At 42.5% G+C, this 23,313-nt stretch carries 21 protein-coding genes; 8 read left to right on the top strand and 13 right to left on the bottom strand.

Translation table 11 applies throughout. From position 1 onward, the window contains the following. Nucleotides 1-60: 60 nt before the first annotated feature. The 5 genes from KP803_RS06650 to KP803_RS06630 form a co-directional block, all read right to left on the bottom strand. Nucleotides 61-1,083 (bottom strand): ABC transporter ATP-binding protein, encoded by a 1,023-nt coding sequence (locus KP803_RS06650; RefSeq protein ID WP_248008064.1) that lies wholly within the window; start codon nt 1,081-1,083, stop codon nt 61-63. Nucleotides 1,084-1,086: 3 nt separating this feature from the next. After that, on the bottom strand, nt 1,087-2,130 hold the full coding sequence (locus tag KP803_RS06645; RefSeq protein ID WP_248008063.1) for an ABC transporter ATP-binding protein: 1,044 nt from the start codon (nt 2,128-2,130) through the stop codon (nt 1,087-1,089). After that, entirely contained in the window at nt 2,127-3,116 is a 990-nt protein-coding gene (locus tag KP803_RS06640; protein WP_248008062.1) for an ABC transporter permease subunit, read from the bottom strand. Before KP803_RS06640 ends, KP803_RS06645 begins: the two co-directional genes overlap by 4 nt. A gap of 10 nt (nt 3,117-3,126) precedes the next feature. Then, nucleotides 3,127-4,119 carry an ABC transporter permease gene (locus tag KP803_RS06635; protein ID WP_248008061.1) on the bottom strand — a complete coding sequence of 331 codons (993 nt, stop codon included), beginning with the start codon at nt 4,117-4,119 and terminating at the stop codon, nt 3,127-3,129. Between the two features lie 140 nt (nt 4,120-4,259). After that, complete coding sequence (locus KP803_RS06630; RefSeq protein ID WP_248008060.1) at nt 4,260-5,924, bottom strand: ABC transporter substrate-binding protein; 1,665 nt, start codon at nt 5,922-5,924, stop codon at nt 4,260-4,262. A 554-nt stretch (nt 5,925-6,478) separates the two neighbouring features. On the opposite strand from KP803_RS06630, the gene KP803_RS06625 reads away from it, so the two are divergent. Further along, a complete protein-coding gene (locus KP803_RS06625) occupies nt 6,479-8,512 on the top strand; it encodes a cellulase family glycosylhydrolase (RefSeq protein ID WP_248008059.1) in 2,034 nt (677 codons plus the stop codon). Between the two features lie 185 nt (nt 8,513-8,697). Here the strand turns inward: KP803_RS06625 and KP803_RS06620 are convergent, their stop codons facing one another. The 7 genes from KP803_RS06620 to KP803_RS06590 all read right to left on the bottom strand — a co-directional run bounded on the left by KP803_RS06620 (nt 8,698) and on the right by KP803_RS06590 (nt 13,476). Further along, nucleotides 8,698-9,189 carry an HAD family hydrolase gene (locus tag KP803_RS06620; RefSeq protein WP_248008058.1) on the bottom strand — a complete coding sequence of 164 codons (492 nt, stop codon included), beginning with the start codon at nt 9,187-9,189 and terminating at the stop codon, nt 8,698-8,700. After that, on the bottom strand, nt 9,182-9,568 hold the full coding sequence (locus KP803_RS06615; protein WP_248008057.1) for a tautomerase family protein: 387 nt from the start codon (nt 9,566-9,568) through the stop codon (nt 9,182-9,184). Before KP803_RS06615 ends, KP803_RS06620 begins: the two co-directional genes overlap by 8 nt. A gap of 36 nt (nt 9,569-9,604) precedes the next feature. After that, on the bottom strand, nt 9,605-9,850 hold the full coding sequence (locus KP803_RS06610; RefSeq protein WP_248008056.1) for a hypothetical protein: 246 nt from the start codon (nt 9,848-9,850) through the stop codon (nt 9,605-9,607). A gap of 136 nt (nt 9,851-9,986) precedes the next feature. Further along, nucleotides 9,987-10,391: a DUF1801 domain-containing protein gene (locus tag KP803_RS06605; protein ID WP_248008055.1), complete on the bottom strand. Its 405-nt coding sequence runs from the start codon at nt 10,389-10,391 to the stop codon at nt 9,987-9,989. 225 nt (nt 10,392-10,616) lie between these two features. After that, nucleotides 10,617-10,844 (bottom strand): DUF1059 domain-containing protein, encoded by a 228-nt coding sequence (locus tag KP803_RS06600; protein WP_248008110.1) that lies wholly within the window; start codon nt 10,842-10,844, stop codon nt 10,617-10,619. Between the two features lie 189 nt (nt 10,845-11,033). Beyond that, nucleotides 11,034-12,326 (bottom strand): DEAD/DEAH box helicase, encoded by a 1,293-nt coding sequence (locus KP803_RS06595; RefSeq protein WP_248008054.1) that lies wholly within the window; start codon nt 12,324-12,326, stop codon nt 11,034-11,036. Between the two features lie 232 nt (nt 12,327-12,558). Further along, nucleotides 12,559-13,476: a permease gene (locus KP803_RS06590; protein ID WP_248008053.1), complete on the bottom strand. Its 918-nt coding sequence runs from the start codon at nt 13,474-13,476 to the stop codon at nt 12,559-12,561. Nucleotides 13,477-13,633: 157 nt separating this feature from the next. Here KP803_RS06590 and KP803_RS06585 point away from each other — a divergent pair, with 157 nt between their 5' ends. From KP803_RS06585 to KP803_RS06565, 5 genes are all read left to right on the top strand, one after another. Continuing rightward, on the top strand, nt 13,634-13,987 hold the full coding sequence (locus tag KP803_RS06585) for an ArsR/SmtB family transcription factor (protein WP_248008052.1): 354 nt from the start codon (nt 13,634-13,636) through the stop codon (nt 13,985-13,987). Nucleotides 13,988-14,093: 106 nt separating this feature from the next. After that, nucleotides 14,094-15,359 (top strand): DEAD/DEAH box helicase, encoded by a 1,266-nt coding sequence (locus KP803_RS06580; protein ID WP_248008051.1) that lies wholly within the window; start codon nt 14,094-14,096, stop codon nt 15,357-15,359. 244 nt (nt 15,360-15,603) lie between these two features. Continuing rightward, entirely contained in the window at nt 15,604-17,817 is a 2,214-nt protein-coding gene (locus KP803_RS06575) for an EAL domain-containing response regulator (RefSeq protein ID WP_248008050.1), read from the top strand. A gap of 73 nt (nt 17,818-17,890) precedes the next feature. Beyond that, nucleotides 17,891-20,077: an ATP-binding protein gene (locus tag KP803_RS06570; protein WP_248008049.1), complete on the top strand. Its 2,187-nt coding sequence runs from the start codon at nt 17,891-17,893 to the stop codon at nt 20,075-20,077. Nucleotides 20,078-20,288: 211 nt separating this feature from the next. Next, nucleotides 20,289-20,807 carry a DUF2058 domain-containing protein gene (locus KP803_RS06565; RefSeq protein WP_248008048.1) on the top strand — a complete coding sequence of 173 codons (519 nt, stop codon included), beginning with the start codon at nt 20,289-20,291 and terminating at the stop codon, nt 20,805-20,807. Between the two features lie 124 nt (nt 20,808-20,931). Here the strand turns inward: KP803_RS06565 and KP803_RS06560 are convergent, their stop codons facing one another. Then, complete coding sequence (locus tag KP803_RS06560; RefSeq protein WP_248008047.1) at nt 20,932-21,762, bottom strand: hypothetical protein; 831 nt, start codon at nt 21,760-21,762, stop codon at nt 20,932-20,934. Between the two features lie 330 nt (nt 21,763-22,092). Between KP803_RS06560 and KP803_RS06555 the strand changes: the two genes are divergently transcribed. Together KP803_RS06555 and KP803_RS06550 are read left to right on the top strand one after the other, a co-directional pair. Next, a complete protein-coding gene (locus KP803_RS06555) occupies nt 22,093-22,779 on the top strand; it encodes a winged helix-turn-helix domain-containing protein (protein WP_248008046.1) in 687 nt (228 codons plus the stop codon). Beyond that, entirely contained in the window at nt 22,764-23,237 is a 474-nt protein-coding gene (locus tag KP803_RS06550) for a hypothetical protein (RefSeq protein WP_248008045.1), read from the top strand. Before KP803_RS06555 ends, KP803_RS06550 begins: the two co-directional genes overlap by 16 nt. Nucleotides 23,238-23,313: the final 76 nt, after the last annotated feature.

The raw sequence follows: 23,313 nt of genomic DNA, 5'->3' as shown, positions 1-23,313 counted from the left end.
TATTTCTTCAGGCTTTCGATTTTATCGTCTCGATCATTCGCTTCACTAAATGGCGTTTAGCTAAGTAAACAGATGACAACGAGAAAAGTGGTTTTCTGCTATTTGTGTTGGCTCCGGTAAGTATTCGCTACACACCTTTTTTGCCTGCGGACACCTTGACGCGTAAGGGCAGCCTTGCTTATCTGGTGACCACATTGGGGTTTCTAATGAACGGTGAGTCGGTAACTTATCGTGGATACTTCGACTCGGATCAGGCACCGCGGCGAGTAGAAGTTGGGTGTAAGGGTGCTGAGGGTTTTGGGTGATCGCTTCTGTATCGCCCCACTCCACCATATGCCCACAATAAAGAACGATGGTCTCTTCAGCGAAATAACGAGCCGTCGCGATATCATGTGTGATGTACATGAACGCTTTACCCATCTCTTTTTTCATCTTGTTCATCAGGTTTAGAACGCCAATTCGAATAGACACATCTAACATCGATGTTGGTTCATCCGCTAAGATGACCTTCGCGCCAATCGCGAGGGTTTTTGCCAAAAACACACGCTGTCTTTGACCGCCAGAAAGCTGATGAGGAAACTTACCCAGCACCTCTTTTGCCGGTGTTAAGCCCACTTCTGTTAGTAGCTTGATCATTCGATATTCCATCTCTTTACCCGGCTTAATACCGTGATAAATTTTCAATGGACGCTGCAGATGATAGCGTATTGTGTGCAGAGGGTTGAGTGAACTGAACGGGTCTTGGAACACCATTTGAACTTCTCGGCGGTAGGCATCCAGCACTTTACCCGACTTAAATTCATCAATATTGGTACCGTGGAAATAAATTCCACCTTCCGTTGCCTTATGAATCTTGGTGGCTATTTTTGCACTGGTACTTTTTCCACAGCCAGACTCACCAACGATGGCGACACAATGCCCTTCTCGCAGTTTGAAGTTCAAGCCATTCACGGCTCTTAAGTACTCTTTCGGTCCAAACAGTGATTTCTTTTTCTTATGAAAATCAATCGTTAGGTTCTGTGCTTCTAATACAACAGAACCCTCATTCTTATCCGCAGTACGTGATTGTTCTACTACTTGCATTCTTTAACCCTCCACATCTGCTAATTGAATGACATATTCAGGCTCGGGCTTATTGCGCTGTGCTGATTCTTCGCTGTTTACCAAAGCATTTAGATGAAAGTGACAGGTCGACCAACGATTGGATGCCAATTGCTCTGCCTGAGGTTCTATCTGACGACACTTGTCTTGCACGTACGAGCAGCGTGGAGCAAAACGACACCCTTGAGGAATGTTATTCAGATCCAAAGGAGATCCGGGAATCCCTTTCATCTCTTGAAGCTCACCAATCAAGGTTGGGAATGAGTTCCCTAGGCCTTGTGTATAAGGATGATTTGGCTTTTGTAGGATCTCTTTTGAAGGCGCAAGTTCGACCAACTTTCCTGAATACATGATGCCAATTCGATCACAGAATTCGACCATCAAACTAAGATCATGAGTAATAAACAGAATCGAGAACCCAAAGCGCTCTTTTAGCTCATGAATTTTCTGTAAGATCTCTCGCTGAACCACTACATCAAGGGCGGTTGTTGGTTCGTCCATGACGAGCAGTTTTGGATTCAGTGCCAACGCCATGGCAATCACAACACGTTGACGCATACCGCCCGAGAACTGGTGCGGATAATCAAACAGTCGCTCAGAAGGAATATCAACAATATTAAGCAGCTCTTTTGCCTTTTCTATCGACTCTTCTCGATTGCTGACAATGTCATGCGCCTCAAAGATGTCCCAGAACTGATATTCAATGGTTTTTAATGGATTCAGACAGTTCATTGCACTTTGGAACACCATGGATGCGCCTTTCCAACGATAGGAACGAAGCTCTTCCTCTTCCATCGTCAGTACATCCTGACCATCAAATAGAATCTGCCCTTCAGAAATCAGCGCAGGCGGACGGTGTAAGCGCATTAAAGAGAAAGCAACCGTCGACTTACCACAGCCAGACTCACCAGCAAGCCCTAATATTTCACCTTGATTGATATGGAAACTCACATCATCAACCGCTCTTACACGCCCATCAAAAGTGACGTAATCAACACATAAGCCTTTAACGTCGATTAGCTTTTTCATTGTGTACCTCCGGCGTTCGTCGCAGTGTTATCGAACTCTTTATTTTTGAATTCCGACTGTTTTTGCTCCAACAGCTGCTTTTGCTTTAGAAGTTTCTCTGCTTTTTTCTCTTCACGGCGGTACTTCGCCATAATGCGTTGTGCTTTCAGTTTCGGGTTTGAAATTTCATCAATCGAGAAGTTAATCAGAGCTAGACCAATAGCGACCGACGCTAAGGCAACACTTGGGGCAACAATTTCCCACCATGCGCCGATGCGAATCGCAGAGGTTTGGTCAGCGTTATAGAGCATTCCGCCCCATGTCACGCTTAACGGGTCACCTAAACCAATAAACTCTAACGTTGCTTGAGTCATGATGGCGAAAATAACCGTACCAATGAACAGTGAAGCCAGAATGGACATCATGTTTGGCATAACTTCAGCAAACAGCATGCGCGGTTTAGTTTCACCCATCACCTGAGCAGCATGAACGAAATCTCGATTCCGAATAGCGAGCGTTTGCGAACGTATAACCCTAGCGCCCCAAGGCCAAGAGGTAGCTCCGATGATCACCGCTATCGCAAATGGCGAAACCTGACCAAGGAATGCAGCAAGCACCAGCATTAAAGGAAGACTAGGAATAACCATGACTAGGTTCGTAAAGAACGACAGCGTGTTATCAACTCGACCGCCAAAATACCCCGATGACACACCAACGACCATCGCCATTAGCATCACAAAGGTGCCCGCGACAAAGCCAACCATTAGAGAGGTTCTTCCTCCGTAGAGAACTTGTGCCCAAACGTCACGGCCCATACGAGTAGTACCTAAAATATGATCCCAAGACGGCGCTTGGTGTGGTCTTGCAATACGTGCTGTAGGTTGATACTCAGTGAACAGAGGCGCGGCGAAACAAAGAATTACCACCGCTGCGACCATAAAAATACCGACCGCTGCTTTTGGGTTGCCAAGTAAAAATTGTTTGCATAAAGAAAGCGTTTTTTTCATATCCATATTCCTATGCCTCTAGCTCTGAACGTAAACGCGGATCGAGGATAAACATCAGTAAATCAGCGATGAAATTGGCACTTAATACCATGAAGGTCATGATCAGGAGGTAACCTTGAATTAACGGGTAGTCTCTTGAAAGCATCGCTTGGAACATGACCTGCCCTAAGCCGGGGTAGTTGAAGATGATCTCAATGATCAGTGACCCAGCAAAGATAGAACCAATCGACATAGCGAAAGAGGTGATCATGGGTAAGATAGCGTTACGAGCACCATATTGAAGCATCACCTTTCGGTCTTTTACTCCTTTAGCCCAACCCATTACGATGAAGTCTTCACCCAATTGGTTAATCATGTTTGAGCGCATTCCCATAACACCACCCATGCCCAGTAAAACCATGCTAAATAGTGGGAGTGCTAAGTGATACAAGACACTTGAAATGAATTCCCAGCTTAAGGCAGGATCCAGTTTCGGGTCATAGGCGTACCCTGTTGGGAACCAACCTAAATCGGAAGCGAAAACGAAGTAGATGAGAAGCGCCATAACAACCGTGGGGATGGATGAGACCACCACTGAAGAGACGGTAATAACACTGTCTATCCAGGTACCACGCTTCCAAGCCACATAGATACCCAACAACGTGGTAATCGTGTACGAAACCAAGATGTAAGAGCCGACTAACAGTAGCGTCCATAACATGCCGCGTCCGAGTACATCAAATACGGGTTGGTAGAAACGAGTCGATGTGCCCCATTCGCCAGTAAGAATGTTTTGCAGGTAATGAAAGAACTGTTCAATTAATGGAACGGAAGTTGAGTAGCCGTACAGCATCTCGAGAGCGGCCACCATCTCTGGCGTAATTTGACCACCTGATTGAGCTAAACGACCTAAAAATGACTGTATAGGGTCACCTGGCATTAAGCGAGGTAAGAAAAAGTTAATGGTAATGGCACCAAGAAAAGCCAGAAAATAAAAACCAAGCCGGCTTAAAATAAACTTCATAGGAGAACTCCGTATCTATGAAACCGCTTACAACAAAGGTTTAAAATATGCCCGTAAAAACAGGCAATTAGAATTCAACCAATGCCTACCTTGAGAACCGCTTAGGTAGGCATTAGCTAGTTAGTCAGTTAATGAAATAACTATTGAACTCTTGGCTTAAGGTTCATTAGGTGAATCAAGCGATCCATCCCTTCAAAAGGCGCTGGCATAACAAATGGGTTATCCGCTGATGCCCAACCTTCAAAGCGAGAGTCGTTATATACGTACCAAACACCGTTGTAATAAAGAGGCACTTGTACCGCTTGCTCTGCATAAATACGCTCAATTTGCGCGCCTAACTCTTTTTGCTTCTCAACATCACGAGTTTTACCAAGGCTTTCAATGAGGTTATCTAGGTCATCGCTGGTGTAGTTATGCATGCTCGTTGACCACCAGATACCGGTATCTGCATAGCGAGAATGCATCGTTTGATCGTAGAAGCGCCATGCTGAACTTTGAATTGTTCCTGCTGCCATCGTTGCTTCAAAGTCGTTGTTTGCCCAGTTTTGCGCGTAAGCGTTCACTTCAGGGGTAATGATGTTTGCGTTAATACCCGCCATACGTAGGCCTTCAACGGCAATACCCACGTTATTAACCCAATCACTCCAACCACTTGGTACTTGAATGCGGAATGTCAATGGCTTGCCTGATGGTGTTTCAACAAAACCATCGCCAGTAATGTCTTTAAAGCCGCCTTTTTCAAGTTCTGCTTTTGCAGCTTTCACATCGTAACGATACAGCTGATTCCACGTTTCATCCGCTTGATCATCACGCCAAGACCAGTGTGTTTTAGGCAGGTTAGTTGCAGGGTTACCACCTTCTACGTAACCGTAAGCACCAATCATGATCATCGCTTCACGGTCCATAGAAAGGTTCATAGCTCGACGGAAGTTGATGTCACTAAACGCTTCACTCGCCGCTTCATTTTTGGTGTTGTAGTTCATAGCAATACGAACACCGTCATTTGATGGGAACCAGTATTTATTGTTCGGGTGCTTCGAAACAAACGTGCGTTCAATGTCCGGAATGAAAATTCCCGCCCAATCAATCTCGCCTTTCGACAACATTTCTAGCGCCGCATCATTACTAGAGTACTGTGGAAATTCTAAACAATTGATTTTAAGATCTTTGTTCCAGTAATGAGGGTTACGACACTGGATGTACACTTGAGGAGTAAAACGCTGGATTTCAGTAAATGGCCCCGTTCCTACTGGATTTTCATTAACGAATGCCGCTGGAGCATCGATCTTCGACCAAATATGTTTTGGTATCATTCGAACGCCTTCACCAATAATATCTTCGGCGGCAAACGCATTGGCTTCTGGTAAATAAATTTCTACTTTATGGTCATTAATCTTAACGATTTTTTCGATTCGGCTTCCCATGCCCGCACCATCTATCTCTGGGTGCTTAGTTGGATAAGTGTATGAGAACACAACATCGTCGGCAGTAAAGTCTTCACCATCAGACCACTTAACACCTTCACGAAGGTTAACGGTGATCATTTTCATGTCTTGGCTGAGTTCATAACTGCTCGCGAGCCATGGGTGGACCTCAGATGAATCAAGCTGGCTGAAGATCACTAATGATTCATAAGCGAAGTTAGTTCGTCCACCAACCCAAGGGTTAAAGTTACGTACCCAACCCGTTGTACTGTCATTGAGTACTCGTAAGTTCGGCATGTCTTCCGTTGTAACTTCATTCGCCTGTGCAGGCATCGCAATCGCCATTGCTAGTGTGGATGCAGCAAGAAAAGCTCGATTCATTTGAAACTCCTGTAATTATAATCATGAATCATCATTACCTAAACTTGAACCTGAGGTAACGATGAACTACGGAGGAATCATAGAATTTAAAATGAAAGGCTTTTGCTTATTTGGTCACAATAATTCGATCACTCATTCACTAACTATTAAAAGAACAAACTAGGTCTAGTAACACACCAACACCCTGAAACAAACAAAGGAAATCATTAATAATTTCAGTTTCAAAAAACCAAAAACAAAGAATAAACCATTGAATTAAATTGAATTGCGTTATTCATTACTTTCAATAAGACCCAAAATACCCATGAAACAAATAATACCTTCTATGAAAAGTTTCATACTGAGATAAATAGTAAAACCTAACACACAAAATACTTGGCCTTATGACCAAATCTATGAATAGAAATGAATTCATATTGTTTTCAATTTCACAAATGTTATTAATAATTGAAAGATTCATATATTTAAACGAATGAAACACTAAAACTCACCGAAGCATTTTGCTAATACTATTAGGATCAATTTCATAACTGTAACGTAAAAGGATGTATGGAATGTTTCATGACAAGCGGAACTTTTATGCCGTGATTGGGCTGACTTTTTTAACCCTTAGTATTTCATTACCACTTTCAGCTTCAGAACAAAGAACCATGAGTAGTAGTGAGTGCCAATATGAAGTGGAATATAACATTGCGAACCAGTGGCCTTCGGGTTATCAAGCCGATGTTATCATTACAAATTTAGGTAGCTCTGCCATCAATGATTGGTCCCTTTCTTGGGAAAAGAGCCCAGCTGATACATTCAGCCAGGGTTGGAACGTGGAATTTACCGCCTCATTAACTCAGATGAGTGCTACAACAAATACAGATTGGAACCGATCCATTCCATCAGATGGTGGCAAAGTTAGTTTCGGCTTTCAAATGAACACCGACTCAACACCAGAGGTTATCACCACATTTTATCTAGATAGCGCATCTTGTGAATCTGATACGATTACGCCAGCTCCTGCCCCTACTACTTTCGTTCGTGCAAATGGCACTCAAATTATCGATGCGAACGGAGACAACTTAATCTTTCGTGGAATGGGGATTGGTGGCTGGATGGTCATGGAACCTTATATGTTCGAATTCAATCAAAATGCCGATGAAGGACAACATAAAATACTCGACGATATCAGTGCCATTATTGGCGAGGAGCGAACCAAAACCTTTCATCAAGCTTGGCTAGACAACTTTTTCACACAGCAGGATGTCGTGGAGCTGAAACGATCCGGATTTAATACCATTCGCCTTCCTATGCACTTTAACCTCTTTACCTTACCCATCGAGCAAGAGCCAATATTTGGTCAGGACACATGGCTTAACGAAGGGTTTGAGAGAGTTGATGAACTACTCGCATGGTGTAAAGAGAACGAGATTTACCTGATACTTGATCTCCATGCAGCGCCAGGCGGTCAAGGCTACAACGGTAATATTAGTGATTACGACCCAACTAAGCCCTCGTTATGGGAGAGTGAAGAGAATCAACGAAAAATGATCGCACTTTGGGGCAAGATTGCTGAGCGTTACGCTAACGAACGATGGATTGCCGCTTATGACCCAATGAACGAGCCAAACTGGGGATTTGATGACATTCCTGACAATAAAAATGGCTGTACTGAAGTGAGTAATATTCCACTTCGAGAGATGTATTCAAAGCTTATTCCCGAAATCAGAAAGTACGACAAAAACCACTTAATCGCAATTGAAGGAAACTGCTGGGGTAATAATCACTCCAACCTTTGGCCGCTACCGGTGAGTGACGATAACGTTGCAATCAGCTTCCACAAGTATTGGAATGAAAACAACGACGCCTCTATTCAACCTTTTACTCAAATGCGAGATCAATACAACGTTCCGCTCTGGATGAGTGAGTCCGGCGAGAATAGTAACACTTGGTATCGAGAAGCCGTTGAACTACTAGAAAGCAACAATATTGGTTGGTCATGGTGGACGTGGAAAAAGATGGAACACACTTCAGGCTCATTTTCTGTCAAGAAACCCGATGGGTTTCAAGATCTTTTAACTTACTGGGAGCAAGGAGGTACAATGCCTGACGCTGAGCAAGCCTATTCAGTACTTATGACGTTAGTTGAGAATCTAAAGCTCCACAATGCTCATAGAAATGATGACGCTATCAACGCCCTGACTCAGGCGCAGGTGAAATGTGACAGTAAATCATCACTACCCTTAGATAGCTTAATCAGCGCTTTGAGCTACTGCCAGATGAATGGCATTGAAACCCAAGAAGGCTTTGTCGGTTACTTTTCTCAAGGAGATTGGGTTGCCTACCCATTTCATATTCCCGAGTCTGGAAACTACGTTATTGAGTTTGATGTAGCAACACAAAACAATGGAGCCTCATTTACAGTTGAAGAATTTGGTGGATGGCATCAATACGGAACCGCAACAATACCCAACACGAACGGTTGGACTAACTGGCAACGTGTCTCTAAACCGGTTAGCTTAGCAAAGGGGTATCAACATATTGCGATAGTCTCTGACAATGGTGATGTGAACTTCAAAGCATTTCGAATACGCCAATATTAATATTCATCATCTAATGACTCTACATGCTATTGGTTGATGTCACGCTTATCGTCATTGAGGACAAACTGATGGTAAAAATCGCCCATGAACTAGAAAAGGGCAATCGCTTTCTAGTTACATGGGCTTTCGCTATTTAAAAAAGTCAAAAATAAAACACACTTGAGCGAATGAATTCATGCGAAGTGCTACTGAATGAGATCGGTAAGAGACGTAATTTGTTCAACATTTTGAGAGAGTTCGCTGTCAGCTCGTAAAGGATTAAACCATATTGCGGATAGGCCAGCTTGAATAGCGGGTTGAATATCTTTATTGACGGTGTCTCCAACCATAACCACTTGATTAGGCTTTAAACCAATTCTCTTAACAATTTCCAAATAAAACTCTGCTGATCCTTTAGCAATCCCTAAGTTAACCTTACAGAAGTAACCTGATATATATTTATCTAGCTCTACTCGTTGGAAAGCACGCTTGATATCTAACTCTGACGAATCATCTGCGCTAGTAGCAATATAAACATGGCTGTGTTGCGCGATTGTTGATAAAGCTTGTTGCGCCCCCTCAACTGCTTCTACGTAATTCCAGTCACACATTTTTCCTTTCTGGTTGGGGAAATCCACCATTAGCGTATCCCCCCAATCGAAAAGGTAAACTTTAACGGGTGTAGTACCTTTACACATTCACGCTATACCTTAAGTCTTGAACTTCATCACCCGTCATTCCACGGAACCCCCAGCAGTGTGCAGGCTGCTCTTTTATGGTAATTTCCACATCAGTTGGATCGATACCGACTTTCGCTTCAATTACTTCAAACAAAGATTTGATAAGGGCTTTCTTAGTTTCTCTTTGACGGCCCATCATCATATTTACTTCAATAACTGTGTAGGCTTCACTTCGGTCACTAGGATAAAAGAAATCGCTTTTATCCATAGGAATAAAACGATGCGCTCTTTTTCCTTCTGGTATTCCAAGAACCTCCAACATACTAGAGTGGATTGCATCTGATAATGACGTCTTAATTGGATTCAAGTGTTCGCTTATTCCATAAACAACAATCATGGTTAATCCTTTATTTAGTTGATGATTAAGAACGGTCTATTCGAGATTATTTAGTTGCTCAATAATCTCCTCACCGTATATGACCTCTGTTTGCAAGTGCATAGTTAGAAGGCCCAACACAATCACTCCCCAAAAAAGACTAAAACGAAGAATCAAAGGATTATGTTTACGTTTATCAAAAACTGCGACACAAATCCCAACAATTACAAAAGGATATGAGACAAGAAGTAAAATTAAAAAGCCAAGATAACTAGAGATGGCCATTGATGTTTCAGAGCCCATGCATGCTCCACAAGTTGTTCAAAACACCTCAATATAACCATACCTAGATTAGGATAGAGCCTATTGAATTAAAAATGCGAACGACCTAACTATTTCAGCGCATTTTTAAACGATCTGCTTCGTAACCTTACCTAAATTACGCACCCAATAATGGTAGATTTTTGATACTTTGATATCGTAACGACAACTCGATGCAGTGCCTTACTTCTTCAACCGGGAACGACTGCTTTAGGTTCAACACTATGGCTCTATTACCCTCAAACACCAGATCATCGGTATATAACTCACGAAAAGTGTCCACTAACTTAGTTTTGCAGTTAAAAAATACGTAGTACTGATCTGGAGACTTAGCTTTCCAGTCAATACGAACGGTACTGCCCCCTTCTACTAAGTAACTGGGCTCACCCCATTTCAGTGTCTCTTCATAGTCTGAAAACTCACACTCTTCAATGACATTGATGATCGCCTCTCTTAGTTCTAGCATTTTTGGGATGACGCCTTCAGGATATGAGTCGAACTTAGCTTTAACTTGTTCATTCATAAGTAACATCCTGTTAATTAAATAAACCTTGTTCATAAGAGTGAATAACAATTGTAGATACGACTTGTTATTTTATTGTTATCTAAGATAAACAACTAAAGCTGCATAGACAATATTCTAGTTCCTATTGAATGCCTAAAAATGTAACTGACAAGTTAATAACTGCTCACAAAAAACGAGGCTTTATCGCCTCGCTTTCTAGTCAACATCAATAGTGATTAAGGTTCAGTCTTCACTGAGTTGTTCAAATTCGCCTTTTTTACTTTCATACCATGCTTTCATGGCTTCAGGGTCGGCCATCATCTGTTTGATTTTTTCCATCGCTTCCAAATGCTGATTATCGTGTACTTGAAACATTTCCATTCCATGCTGCTTGCTAATCTCGACCATCTGTTCAAATGTTTCAGCATGAAATTTCAGGTCACACGCACCGCCTAACTGCTTGCAAGTCATTGTCTTCAAGATGAATCTCCTTGTCATTTCCTGATTAGTTATCCTTATATCTTTTATAAATAAAGCAGCTAATCAGTAGATTGGAAATGTAAACGATGAAATTTTTGGGCATACAAACAAAAAACGCCAAATGACTCACATCACTGGCGTTTTATAAAAAGTAACTTGTAGAAAAGTAATGGCTAACGCCTACTTCTTAGATCCTGCAGCACGGTTCTTAATCATATTACGCAAACGTGCACGTTTCTCAGCAGAACCTTGGTCCGTATCTGATGGATTATTGGTTCGTGTTTTGCGGTTTTTAAATGCAGGCTTTGAATGCATTTTTTGAATAAGCGCATCGCGATTTTTTGGCTCATAACCCGCTTGCTCTACGCGGCGGATTGTATGGCCAATCAACTGCTCAACTTGCTGAAGGGTTAGCTCTTCATCTCGGTTTACAAAAGAGACGGCGTGGCCTTTCTGCCCTGCTCTACCTGTACGACCAATACGGTGCACGTAATCTTCTGCTAGAAACGGCATATCAAAGTTCACTACGTGTGGAAGATCTTTAATGTCTAAACCACGAGCAGCGACGTCCGTCGCAATCATGACACGCGCTTTACCTTCTTTAAACTCATCAAGCGCTCTACGGCGAGCACTTTGTGCTTTGTCACCATGACACAATACCGCTTTGATACCATCAAGCTTCAGCTCTTTAAGCAGCATATTTGCGGTTTCTTTGTAGTTTACAAAGACCAAAACTTGCTTCCAGTTTTTACGACCAATCAACTCGGAAAGCATCTCATGCTTTCTCTCTTGATCGACGGGATATACAACATGAGCAATGGTATCTGCTGTTACATTCTCTTTTGCTACAGATACACGTTTAGGTTGTTTAAGGATTTCACCAGCCAATTTGTTCATCTGAGGAGAGAAAGTCGCAGAAAACAGCATGGTTTGAGGCTGAGTAGAGACTCCCGCCATGATGGTTTCGATCGAAGAAATGAAGCCCATGTCGAGCATACGATCTGCTTCATCAAACACAAGAAACTCTAGATTTGCTAGCGATACGTTGTTCTCTTCTAAATGCTCGATTAAACGCCCAGGCGTTGCAACTAGCACATCAACACCTTTTTCTAGCTTGTTAACTTGTGATGACATTTTTACGCCACCATAGATTGCAGCGACGGATAGAGAGGTGTATTTAATGTAGTCTTGAATACTTTGAGCAATTTGAGCAGCAAGTTCACGCGTTGGTGCAAGAATAAGTGCGCGTGCTTGGTGATTGTTTTTCGTTTTAGGTTTATCCAACAACTGCTGAACGATAGGCAGTGAGAATGCCGCTGTTTTACCGGTACCCGTTTGCGCATTAGCAAGGATATCGTGACCTTTACGCGCAAATGGAATCGCTTTTTGTTGAACAGGGGTAAGTTTTTCGTAGCCGCACTCGGAAAGTGCTTTCACAATTTCTGGCGCAAAATTCTGAGATGAAAATGACATTGTAATGTTCCTAAACTAAACGGCTACGACCACGTACAGCATAACCAAAAATACGGTGGCAGATTATAGAGCAATACGAATAGGAACGGCACTTTTTTCGTTAATTCAGCACCGAAATCGACAAATATGACTTTAAAGTGACGCTTTCGAATATCAAGTTATCAATTAGGACGCTAAATCGATCACTGCAGATCGTAAAGAGCCTATACATAATAGGCTCCATCATAGATCGTTAAAACATCATCATATAAAGATAACCCGCACTGATAGCCATCGAGACAATCACGGCTAAAAACGCGTAAATCATCTGGTTTTTAAATATCGACTTAAGCAAAATAACTTCTGTTAAGCTTGCCCCTGCACTGCCAATGATTAATGCCATTACCGCACCTAACCCCATCCCCTTCGCAGCTAATGCTGCACTCAGAGGTATCACCGCTTCTGCACGAATATAGAGTGGAATCCCAATAACAGCCGCGACTGGAATCGCAAACGGGTTGTTTTCACTAGCTACGCTCGCAACAAACTCCGTTGGCATGAACCCATAAATCATCGACCCAAGTGCGATACCACCAAATAGATAAGGCAGTACTTTTTTAAAGTCTGCCCACGTTGTATCCCAAATTCGCTTCCACTTGCTAATCGGCGCTTTTTTCGACGAGCATGACGAACCACACCCTTTTTTCTCTGGCGCTAAATAGGCTTCAGGTTTGACGTACTTTTCAAATCCTAATCTTTCCAGTGTATAGCCTGCGAGTACCGATACTCCCATTGCTATAACGAAATAGAACACCGTGACCTTCAAACCAAACGTCACGGCAAATAGCCCAATTATGATTGGATTTAGTAGAGGGCTAGCGAATAGAAACACCATCATGGTGCCAAACCCAGCTTTGGCTCTTAGTAAGCCTTTCAAAAAAGGAATCGTTGAGCACGAACAAAACGGAGTTATCGCACCTAAAAATCCCGCGACAATGTAACCTTTGCCCTTCTTCCCACTTAAAATGCTTTGAATTTTTTCTGGTGGAATGTACTCCTGAAGCACACCCACCAAGTAACTGATCATAAGAAATAGCACGGTTAACTCTACCGCCAAAAACATGAACATGTTCAGTGTCTCTTTCACCATGCTTATATCGATACCCATCATAATTATTTACCTTACCGTTTGTCTTACTTTAAATCTACATTTCTAGAATAATCGAAATATACTCTTGCACATTGGATTGATCAATACATTTCTAGTAATATCGAAATATAATAAAACTCAGCTGACTACAGGCTACTAAATTTTGAAAACCACCAACATGAAACTAAACGACTTAAAAACAGAAACACTCGATGTCGATACCGTGGCAAAAGCGTTAAAAGAGCTTGGTCACCCCACCCGTCTGATGATCTTTCAGAGTGTCATTCGTGCCGGTTTTCAAGGCATTGCCGTTGGAGGGCTACAAAAATCACTGAATATCCCTGGTTCAACGTTATCTCACCACATCTCTGGGTTAGCCTCTGCTGGGCTTATTACTCAGCGTCGTGAAGGAAGAACCCTATACTGCGTCGCTGAATTTACCCAACTTCAGTCCGTGATTGGATTTCTACAAGATGAATGCTGCGTAGATGAAAACCAAGAAAATGAACAACAGAAAGGTGATCAACAATAAAACGAGAACAACCAAGCCAAATCGTTCACTTGAAAACCGATAGGTCGTTAACGCGGCCTATGGTAAGGTGCGCCTCGTGTTCCCGCTTCATTAAATAGTTAAGCCTATGTCATTCTCTAGCCTCAATCTCAGCTCAGCGCTTATTAACGCGTTACCTTCTGCCTTCAAAGTGCCTACTGATATTCAGTCACAATCTATTCCTGTGCTTTTAAAGGGTGACGATCTTCTTGCCATTGCACAAACAGGGAGCGGGAAAACACTGGCTTACGGTTTGCCTGCCGTAGAAAAATGCCTGGCTGACGGTGAAACAAGCCAAACAAATAATGAAGATAACCTTACGACGATTATTATTGTCCCTACACGTGAACTCGCAACTCAAGTGTGTTCCGATCTTGATTCAATAGCCCAACAAGTCAATGTAAAGATCATCAAACTTTCCGGCGGTGTCGATCGAGAACAGCAAGTTGAGCAACTACAAGAAAAACCTAACATTATCGTTGCTACACCAGGACGATTATTAGATCTTATCCAAACTAACACTCTCGCTATTGAAACGGTTGAACGCGTTATACTCGATGAAGCCGACCGACTTCTAGACATGGGGTTCTGGCCTGATATTCAAACCATTCTCAGCAAGCTGCCTTCTAAAAAGCAGACGGTTATGTACTCTGCAACGCTGCCCCCAGAGTTAAGTGAACGTATAAACAGTCAGCTAAACCAACCTAGCTATGTTCAAGTGGGTGAAGCTAATCAGGTAGTGGATAACATTGAAGAACAACTTTTCCTGGTAAATAAAGGAAGCAAAACCAAAGCCCTTATCCAACAAATACAATCATCTGACTGGTCTCAAGTTTTGGTCTTTATTAGTGCTAAAGATAGCGCAGATGGGCTGAGTAAAAAGATGGCTAAAGCGGGAATCAAGTGCGCAGCCCTTCATGGCAATAAAGATCAATTAGATCGTGAGCAAATACTTGAGCAATTCAAAGACAAATCGATTCAAGTACTGATCGCGACAGACGTATTAGCTCGAGGCATTCATATTGAACAACTGCCCGTTGTCATTAATTTTGACCTTCCTTCTGATCCAACAGCCTATGTTCATCGCGTAGGCCGCACAGCACGAGCTGGCCAACAAGGACTTGCTATCTCTTTGGTGTGTCACGGTGAAACTGGATATTTGGAAGCGATACGTAAAAACACTCAGCGTAATTTGGCCGTGCAAACATTGGCTGAGTTCCCAGTCACCGACAAGCCTTCAAGCGGTGAGAGTAAACGCGCACCTAGAGACAAGAAAGCTAACCGTCGAACCAACAACAAGACCAGCATTAAGCAATTCAGTAAAAAGTCACGATCTCCTCGTCAATCTAAGTAGCCAAACCCACCTACAGCAAGATACACACTGGCTTGCTGTAGGTAATGATACTTATCTTCAAATCATAAACACTAAAACTCAATTTCCCCTTCGTATTTCTCGTGTATTGCGATCGCCATAAAGTGTTTTACAAACAATACCATCGGTTTTCTGCAGAGCAGAATAAACAGTTCTATACTCACTAATAATTCTTATTGTTACTTTTATTAGTCGTACTTGAATGACTACAATAATTGAGGACTGAATGAGCACAGAAAATAGCCCAAACGATGAGCTGTTGATGGTTATCGACGATACTTCCGATTCTATTCCCCAACGGTCTCGGACATTATGTTGGCGAATACTCATCGTCGATGACGACAAAGATGTTCACATTGCCACAGAGCTAACATTAAACGATCTCTCTATTGAAGGGCGTCCTTTAGAAATATTGCATGCCTATTCAGCAAAAGAAGCGGAAAGCGTGCTTCAACAGGAACATGATGTCAGCGTCATCTTACTTGATGTCGTCATGGAAACAGAAGATGCGGGGCTTCAGCTTGTGAATACAATTCGCAATAAACTCAACCTGAGCTCGATTAGAATTGTGCTACGAACAGGGCAGCCAGGTTACGCGCCAGAACTCGAAACAATCCAAAAATACGATATCAACGACTATCGCACGAAGTCTGAGCTGACTCGAATTCGTTTATTTACCATTTTGACCAGTGCCATTCGTGCTTATCGACAAATTCAGCAACAGCAAACCATGCGCCAAGGGCTAGAAAGTGTCGTCAAAGCCAGTACCGAACTTGCTCATATTCATGGCATGAGGCTGTTTGCCGAGGGAGCGGTCAAACAGATAAGTGCGCTCATTCAAACTGAGCCTGATGGCTTGATATGCGCTCAGGAAGGCATCCTTGATGACAATAATGGCGCTCAAGTTATTGCCGCATCTGGAAGGTATCGAGATCTTGTACAATCCCCTATCGATAACATTCAATTCGAGGATATTAAGCAGCGTTTAACGGCCTGCCTTAAAGAGAAAAGAAGCTTATTTGATGATGCGATTACCCTTTATTTCTCTACCGAACAAGGTCGTGGGTTGGCCGCTTATCTAGATACCGATCAACCATTAGAAGCGACAGATCGTCACCTTCTAGAAGTTTTTTGCGCCAACATTTCCGTTGGGTTTGACAATGTATTGCTTTACAACAGACTTGAAGAACAAGCCTATATTGACCCACTGCTCAACGTGCCCAATCTAAATTACCTTCTCAAATACCTCTGCTCACCAAGAACCGATGAAAAGTCATCGACACTAGCATTAATCGATCTCGACGATTTTTCGTCTATCAATGACAGCTTTGGGCACGCATTCGGTGACTGTGTTTTAAAAGAGGTCATTGAACGGTTAACTGAACAGTTCCCCCGTTGCTTCTTAGCCAGGGTAAGCAGCGATGTGTTTGCTTTAATTGGTCTTGAATCAGAGGTCAGCTCTTCACAAATAATCGAAACATTTAAGGATGATTTCACTATCGGTGTGCAACCATTCAAACTCAGTGCGAGTATTGGGCTGGTGAAACTCGTTGAACGAACCGAAGAACTTACAGGATTATTCAAAGATGCTCAAGTCGCACTGAAGCAAGCAAAAGTACATAAACGAGGTGGTGCCATCACCTTCTCTCAAGACATGGGAGAATGCGCTCGCGATCGCATGCAACTATTAACGCAGCTTCGAGTGTCGTTGACTCAAAATGCGCTGTTTATGATGTACCAACCTAAATATCACCTTTCTTCAGGCAAAATAACCGGTATGGAAGCCCTGCTACGCTGGAGAAATGACGACGGTGATTTGGTTCCACCAGATAGGTTCATTCCTCTTGCGGAACAATCCGGCATGATGCTAACCATTGGCGCCTTTGTAATCCAACGTTCGTGTGAGCAATTAAAACAGCTCAATGACGCGGGTTACAACGATATCTGTATGGCCATCAATATCTCGCCCGTACAGTTAGAAGATTCCGGATTCGCCTCACTTCTTGAGTACTCATTAAAAAGCACGGGCATTGAGCCTAAACAACTTGAGTTAGAGATAACGGAAACAATGGCGGCTAACAATCTTGATTACATTTGTAACGTGCTCGACAAAGTCAGAGCGCTTGGTTGTAAGGTCGCGATTGACGATTTTGGTACCGGTTTCTCTTCATTAAGTGTATTGCACAAGTTACCAGCCACTCGCCTTAAGATCGATCGAGCCTTTGTCGACGCCATGGAAGACGATGACAGCATCGCTAAGATGATCGTAAATCTAGGTCAAACCTTAGGGCTTGAAGTAACAGCCGAAGGCATTGAAACCCAGAGTCAGTTAGCAAAACTTAGAGCGTTTGGTTGTGAAGAAGGCCAGGGGTGGTTGTTTGCCAAGGCGATGAACCTCGATGACTTTCAAGCATTGCTTGAACAAGATAAACAAAAGTAGCCACTTACGCTGATTGCTAAAAACTCAGAAGGTAAAAACTCCGTGAGCTAACTGCACAATAGGGATATGAAGCGTGAACGATCAACAATCGAAAACAAAAAACTCAAATCAAGAGACAAACCTTAGCTCTAAGGCATTGATTCAACGTTATCGACTGATGATTTACGGGGGTCTACTGCTGATTATTCTGCTTACGCTCGGCAACGCTATCTATTTGAGTAAACAGGTCAAGAACCAAATTCTAAGCCAAGAGCTACACCACGGAGATGAGACACTTCTTGCACTAACGCAAACCATTTCAGTCTCGTTAAATCATATCGACCGAATGCGTTACGCCATAGAAAATGCCCGACAACACCCAGAGTTAACACCAAGAAGTCCTACGATTAAATACCTAGCAGAGCAAGGTAGCAGCACTTCAACGCAAGGGTTATGGGACTCCATCCCTGAGCCACTTAAAGCGTCTGTCGGACAGGTTTTTGTTCTATCGGATATCCGCGACATTACCTTCGATTTAGCGTCACTACTCCCTATGATGCCAGGCGTTGTCGCAACGCATCAACAGCATAGCGAATTCCAATGGAGCTATTACTATGATGGTCAAAAAGCCCTTACCCAACTCTACCCTTGGGTTCTGAGCAGCGACATACTTGCGGCGACCAACACAGATAATATGGATGATGCACTTGCTGTTATTTATGAAGCAGGTGGTACCTTTCCACTCGATCTTGTAGGGGAAGAACAGAATTCTGAAGGGATAAAGGTATGGACTCAACCATACATGGACGCAGGTGGGAAGGGCATGATGATTTCGCTGCTCGCCCCAATCTATGAAAGTGATAATTTTGTTGGGGCTGTGGGTACGGATATCACACTAAAAGTGCTCGACAAAATACTGATTGAATTACGTTCTGATCTTGGACACTTCGCGATTGTGGATCAGAATGGGACAGTAATTGCAGATAGTGAGGGTTACTTAAAAGGTAAAACAGAGGCAGTTAAACAAGAGGAAGTCCTCTCCCTCACCAGCATTGACGAAGCTAGGAAAGTCGAAACAGGTCTGCTTCAAACCGATCAGAATGGGAATTGGGTGAGTTATAAGCTTGAAGATACGCCTTGGAATTTGGTTCTTGAAATCGAGAGCAGTAAAATTCAAAATCACATTTTTGAGACCATTCTCCCTTACCTGATTATGGGTGGGCTTTTTGCTGCACTCTTGTTGTTTACTGTGCTGTATCAGCACTGGAACTTTAGTCAGCCTGCTCTTCAACTCGCACAATTTGTTGAAGAGCTGCCACGGCAATTTCCCATTGATATTCCTGACATACCGAGTAAATGGCAATATTGGTTTGTTAGTGCAGCCAATACGGAAACGGCAAGGCGTCAGCATGTCTCTACGATTGAGAAACAAACCCTTGAACTTGAACAACGTGTTGAGGAACGAACTCATGATCTGCAAGAGGCACTAAAAACACTAAAAGCGACACAAGACGAACTGGTGCATTCTGAAAAGCTAGCTGGGCTTGGCTCACTCGTTGCTGGAATAGCTCACGAACTCAACACCCCTATTGGAAATGCACTGTTAGTGTCTAGTTCAATTAAACAGTTTAATAAAGAATTCGTTACCGCGACTCAAGAAGGGCTAAGAAAATCTGTTCTCGACAACTACCTTGCGCAAAGTAACGAATCAGCCGATAGCATAGAGAGAAACCTTCATCGAGCAGCAGAGCTTATCACCAGTTTTAAACAAGTCGCGGTTGATCAAACAAGCTACCAACGTCGTCAATTTGATTTACCTGAGATACTCCATGAGCTGCGTGTCACCATGACACCCACGCTTTCGAAAGATCTGATCAGCCTAGAGGAAAACCTCACAGAATCCATAGCGATGGACAGCTACCCAGGGCCACTAACACAAGTATTAATGAACCTATTGTCCAACGCTGTAACACACGCATTTTCGGGGAAAGAAAATAGACAAGTAACGATCAGTTGCTCGTTAATTAACGATCATACGGCCGCTATTAAGGTACTCGATAACGGTGTGGGTATTGAACAGGAAGTACTCCCTAAGGTATTTGATCCGTTCTTTACGACTCGCCTAGGGAAAGGTGGATCGGGTCTAGGGTTAAATATTACATATAATATTGTGACTGGACTATTAGGGGGAGACATTAAAGTAGAGAGTACTGTCGGCTCTGGTTCCTGCTTTATTATTGAATTACCGTTAAACGCACCAGAAACGACCTCAAGCACTTGATTGATTACGCCCTAGTTTGCCTGAACTACGCATAAGTTATGCCTTGGCTTTACCTAAGTTATGCCTAAGGTATGCCTAAGTTATACCTTAGGTAAGCCTGAACAGCACAGTGCTTTCGACGCTCTCCGATGACTAGAATCCCACTAAGGGCTCTTTATTTGCTTAGTATGAAAAGTTAAACTAACGCCAAGATAATTAATATGGATACACCATGGCGAAGTTAACCCTACAAGAGCAAATGCTTAAAGCTGGATTAGTTAATGAGAAGAAACTAAAAAAGGCTAAAAAAGGCGCGAAGAAATCTCGCGTTCAAGCTCGTGAAGCAAAAGCAGCCGTTGAAGCAAACAAGACCGCTCAACAAGAGCGTGATAAAGAGCTTAATCAACAGCGTAAAGATGAGCAGTTGAGTAAAGAATTAAAAGCACAAGTTAAGCAATTGATTGAAATGAATAAGATTGAGCTTAAAGGTGACATCAAATACAACTTTACTGACGGCACACTCGTTAAATCTTTGTATGTAGAATCGCTTGAAAGAGAACAGCTCATTAAAGGTATTTTAGCGATTGCACGATATGGTGAAAGTTACGCTGTGATTCCAGGTGGCGTTGCGGATAAAATTGCAATGCGCGACGCAGAGACAATCATCGAGAACAACACATCTGAAGAAGAGATCCCTGCTGAAGATGATCCGTACGCAGATTTCGTCGTACCAGATGACCTGATGTGGTAACCATTAGTTCCTTCAATTCCATGAATTGAGGGAATTTTAGATATATAAAAGCCTGAAAATGTGGAGCATTTTCAGGCTTTTTCTTTAAAGCTAATATAGAGATGAGTTCTCTATAAGTAAACGCTTATAAGTAGTAGCTGTAAGTGAACTTCAGCTCAGTACCTTTATCATTGTGCTTAAGGCTGCTTTCGCCAGCATCAGAGAAAAACTCTGTATACGTTACTTTGCCCCAGTGGCGACGATTACTGTTCAGTGGGAACTGTAGTACCGTATCCATTTGAAGCTGATTAATTGTGCCCATGTCACCACCAAAATCGATGCTGGCAAACTGTGGATTCAATTGAATGTGGGTACCATTTTCATGCAGATAAACTGAGTTTAGGAAATTAAACTGAACGCCGTAGCTCATGCTATCCGCGCCCAAAAGGTTTTCTGCCAAATCGCTGTTTTGACCAACCGCTGCTGCTATGATCGGAAATGAAAGCCAGTTTTTGAATGGCGTATTCATGCGAATTAAGCCACCAACGGCAAACAAACGATCTTGTGTTGCACGGTCACTAAAGCTATTTTCGATGTAGTCTAAAGACACGCCAAGCATTGGTGCGTTTTCCCACTCAGTACGTTTTACTTCAAAGTAACGGGCACGAAGTTGAGTGACTTCAAAGCTATCATCTAATGCAGGAACCGATGAATTAAACTCTTGACCTGTTAGCGCAAGAGAACCAAGGAATAAGTTGCCATTCTCTTTAGCACCTGACATTTGACCGGTTAATTGAAGCCAGCTGTTGTCGTCCTCACCTAGGCTTTGAACACCGTAAGTCGCACTTATAACCGACGATACTTTAGTGTGGTCACCAGGATCGGGAGCATTTTCTTCTGCAGTGTCTTCTGCACTGACATAAGTAGAAAGAGGTAGGAGTAATGCAAGTAATGAAAGTTTCTTAGCTAGTGCCATGATTCAAACCTGTTATTGTAATTAAAGTGTAATTATTTCAGGCACACTGTAAGGAAATGGTTCAGAGGCTTATAGCTAAATAAAACAAGATAAAATTATAAAAAATATACAGCCCAGTAAGCACATGTTTTGTATGGTTTAAATGTAACTTTAGATTGCAAGCTCTCTTAATCTCGCTATTATTTGTACATTCGATATATATATTAATTTATAATTTATTTGTTGAATGGTTGAACAACCAAAAAATAGTTTGTTGTAGATCAAAATGATGTGAGTGCTCTATCCAGTAGGATCCATTGCACTCGTTTTCCCTGAAGTTAGAGGCCTCGTATGACACAACCCGCCCTTGAGCCACCCATTTATCAAGTTGCTGGATTTCAGTACTCCCCCACTTCGGGCGCAATAAAGAATCAAGAAGATAAAATCATTCGCTTAAGAGCAAGAGAAGCAAATCTATTGACCGCTTTAATTGATTCTTTCCCTGAAGTTTTATCTCGCCAGTCAATCGAGGATCAGTTATGGAAAGGGTCTTACGCAACGAATGCCACCATCAATCAAACGATTAAAGCACTGCGATTTTCATTGGAGGATGACCAAAGAGCGCTAATCCGTACCATCCCTAAACAAGGGTACGTATTATCAAGTAAACCACACTTGATAAGCGAAGAGAGCGAACTGGTAGTGATACAACCTGCACCTAAGGCCGAACATGTCGAGGCACCACTGATAGAGAAGACACGCTTAAGACTATCGACTATGTTCTCCCCCCTTCACGTTGGCGCTATTGCTATTAGCTGTTTATTATTTTTTTCTATCGGCTACCAAGGGGAACTTTTCCCAGAAAATGATCGCGTTAGCCATAAAGTCGGCAAGAATTGGATACTGTTCAAACCTGAGCCTGGCGAATTAGAACAACTGAAGCTTGATTCAAAGCACCCTTCTATCATATCGAAAATTAAAACCTACCATCGTATCTGCCAAGTAACCGAAGGATTAACTCAATGCAAAAATCAATAATGTTAAAACTTTCCGTTGCTCTACTTTTTCCTTTACTTGCTTTTGCCATTGGATATCTATTGCACGACCCTTTAAAGAGCCAAATTAATCAACATAGAGGCGTTTGGGAAGGCAAGTCTATTATTTCCGCAGATGCTGGTGATGTCATTAGCCACGCCACGCTTGTTGTCAATAATCACATTCGATTATCCATTGACAATCAAATGGGTGTCAGTAATTACACGTTTGACGCCTATTTGACTTTAAGCGATATTGATGATGAATATGCACGCCTTGAACTCACCGATAGACAAGTCACGGGGTTAGATGCCTTTCAGAAAGAAACCGGTATACGCATGCCGACTACGGCGAACCTCGTTGAACTCTATATGTGGCAGCTTGAAGAAAATCGAGTCTTTTTGGATGTGAGACTCAACAATGGCAAGCATGCTTCATATGTTTTAACCAAGTCACGCTAAGGCCAACCAAAAACCATAAGCAACTGTAATTATTGTTTTTATATTTTTTTTCACTTTGAATATTATTTTTTTGCTT

Origin of the sequence: Vibrio amylolyticus, assembly GCF_023145695.1 — a bacterium.
GTDB classification, from domain to species: domain Bacteria; phylum Pseudomonadota; class Gammaproteobacteria; order Enterobacterales; family Vibrionaceae; genus Vibrio; species Vibrio amylolyticus.
The sequence above is the reverse complement of the archived record's forward strand: the minus strand, read 5'-3'. Positions and strand labels throughout refer to the sequence as shown.

What these genes read in the sequence shown, in the direction of transcription:
- KP803_RS06650 (WP_248008064.1), bottom strand. Translation starts at nt 1,083, where the DNA reads ATGCAAGTAGTAGAACAATCACGTACTGCGGATAAGAATGAGGGTTCT.
- KP803_RS06645 (WP_248008063.1), bottom strand. Translation starts at nt 2,130, where the DNA reads ATGAAAAAGCTAATCGACGTTAAAGGCTTATGTGTTGATTACGTCACT.
- KP803_RS06640 (WP_248008062.1), bottom strand. Translation starts at nt 3,116, where the DNA reads ATGAAAAAAACGCTTTCTTTATGCAAACAATTTTTACTTGGCAACCCA.
- KP803_RS06635 (WP_248008061.1), bottom strand. Translation starts at nt 4,119, where the DNA reads ATGAAGTTTATTTTAAGCCGGCTTGGTTTTTATTTTCTGGCTTTTCTT.
- KP803_RS06630 (WP_248008060.1), bottom strand. Translation starts at nt 5,924, where the DNA reads ATGAATCGAGCTTTTCTTGCTGCATCCACACTAGCAATGGCGATTGCG.
- KP803_RS06625 (WP_248008059.1), top strand. Translation starts at nt 6,479, where the DNA reads ATGTTTCATGACAAGCGGAACTTTTATGCCGTGATTGGGCTGACTTTT.
- KP803_RS06620 (WP_248008058.1), bottom strand. Translation starts at nt 9,189, where the DNA reads ATGTGTAAAGGTACTACACCCGTTAAAGTTTACCTTTTCGATTGGGGG.
- KP803_RS06615 (WP_248008057.1), bottom strand. Translation starts at nt 9,568, where the DNA reads ATGATTGTTGTTTATGGAATAAGCGAACACTTGAATCCAATTAAGACG.
- KP803_RS06610 (WP_248008056.1), bottom strand. Translation starts at nt 9,850, where the DNA reads ATGGGCTCTGAAACATCAATGGCCATCTCTAGTTATCTTGGCTTTTTA.
- KP803_RS06605 (WP_248008055.1), bottom strand. Translation starts at nt 10,391, where the DNA reads ATGAATGAACAAGTTAAAGCTAAGTTCGACTCATATCCTGAAGGCGTC.
- KP803_RS06600 (WP_248008110.1), bottom strand. Translation starts at nt 10,844, where the DNA reads ATGACTTGCAAGCAGTTAGGCGGTGCGTGTGACCTGAAATTTCATGCT.
- KP803_RS06595 (WP_248008054.1), bottom strand. Translation starts at nt 12,326, where the DNA reads ATGTCATTTTCATCTCAGAATTTTGCGCCAGAAATTGTGAAAGCACTT.
- KP803_RS06590 (WP_248008053.1), bottom strand. Translation starts at nt 13,476, where the DNA reads ATGATGGGTATCGATATAAGCATGGTGAAAGAGACACTGAACATGTTC.
- KP803_RS06585 (WP_248008052.1), top strand. Translation starts at nt 13,634, where the DNA reads ATGAAACTAAACGACTTAAAAACAGAAACACTCGATGTCGATACCGTG.
- KP803_RS06580 (WP_248008051.1), top strand. Translation starts at nt 14,094, where the DNA reads ATGTCATTCTCTAGCCTCAATCTCAGCTCAGCGCTTATTAACGCGTTA.
- KP803_RS06575 (WP_248008050.1), top strand. Translation starts at nt 15,604, where the DNA reads ATGAGCACAGAAAATAGCCCAAACGATGAGCTGTTGATGGTTATCGAC.
- KP803_RS06565 (WP_248008048.1), top strand. Translation starts at nt 20,289, where the DNA reads ATGGCGAAGTTAACCCTACAAGAGCAAATGCTTAAAGCTGGATTAGTT.
- KP803_RS06560 (WP_248008047.1), bottom strand. Translation starts at nt 21,762, where the DNA reads ATGGCACTAGCTAAGAAACTTTCATTACTTGCATTACTCCTACCTCTT.
- KP803_RS06555 (WP_248008046.1), top strand. Translation starts at nt 22,093, where the DNA reads ATGACACAACCCGCCCTTGAGCCACCCATTTATCAAGTTGCTGGATTT.
- KP803_RS06550 (WP_248008045.1), top strand. Translation starts at nt 22,764, where the DNA reads ATGCAAAAATCAATAATGTTAAAACTTTCCGTTGCTCTACTTTTTCCT.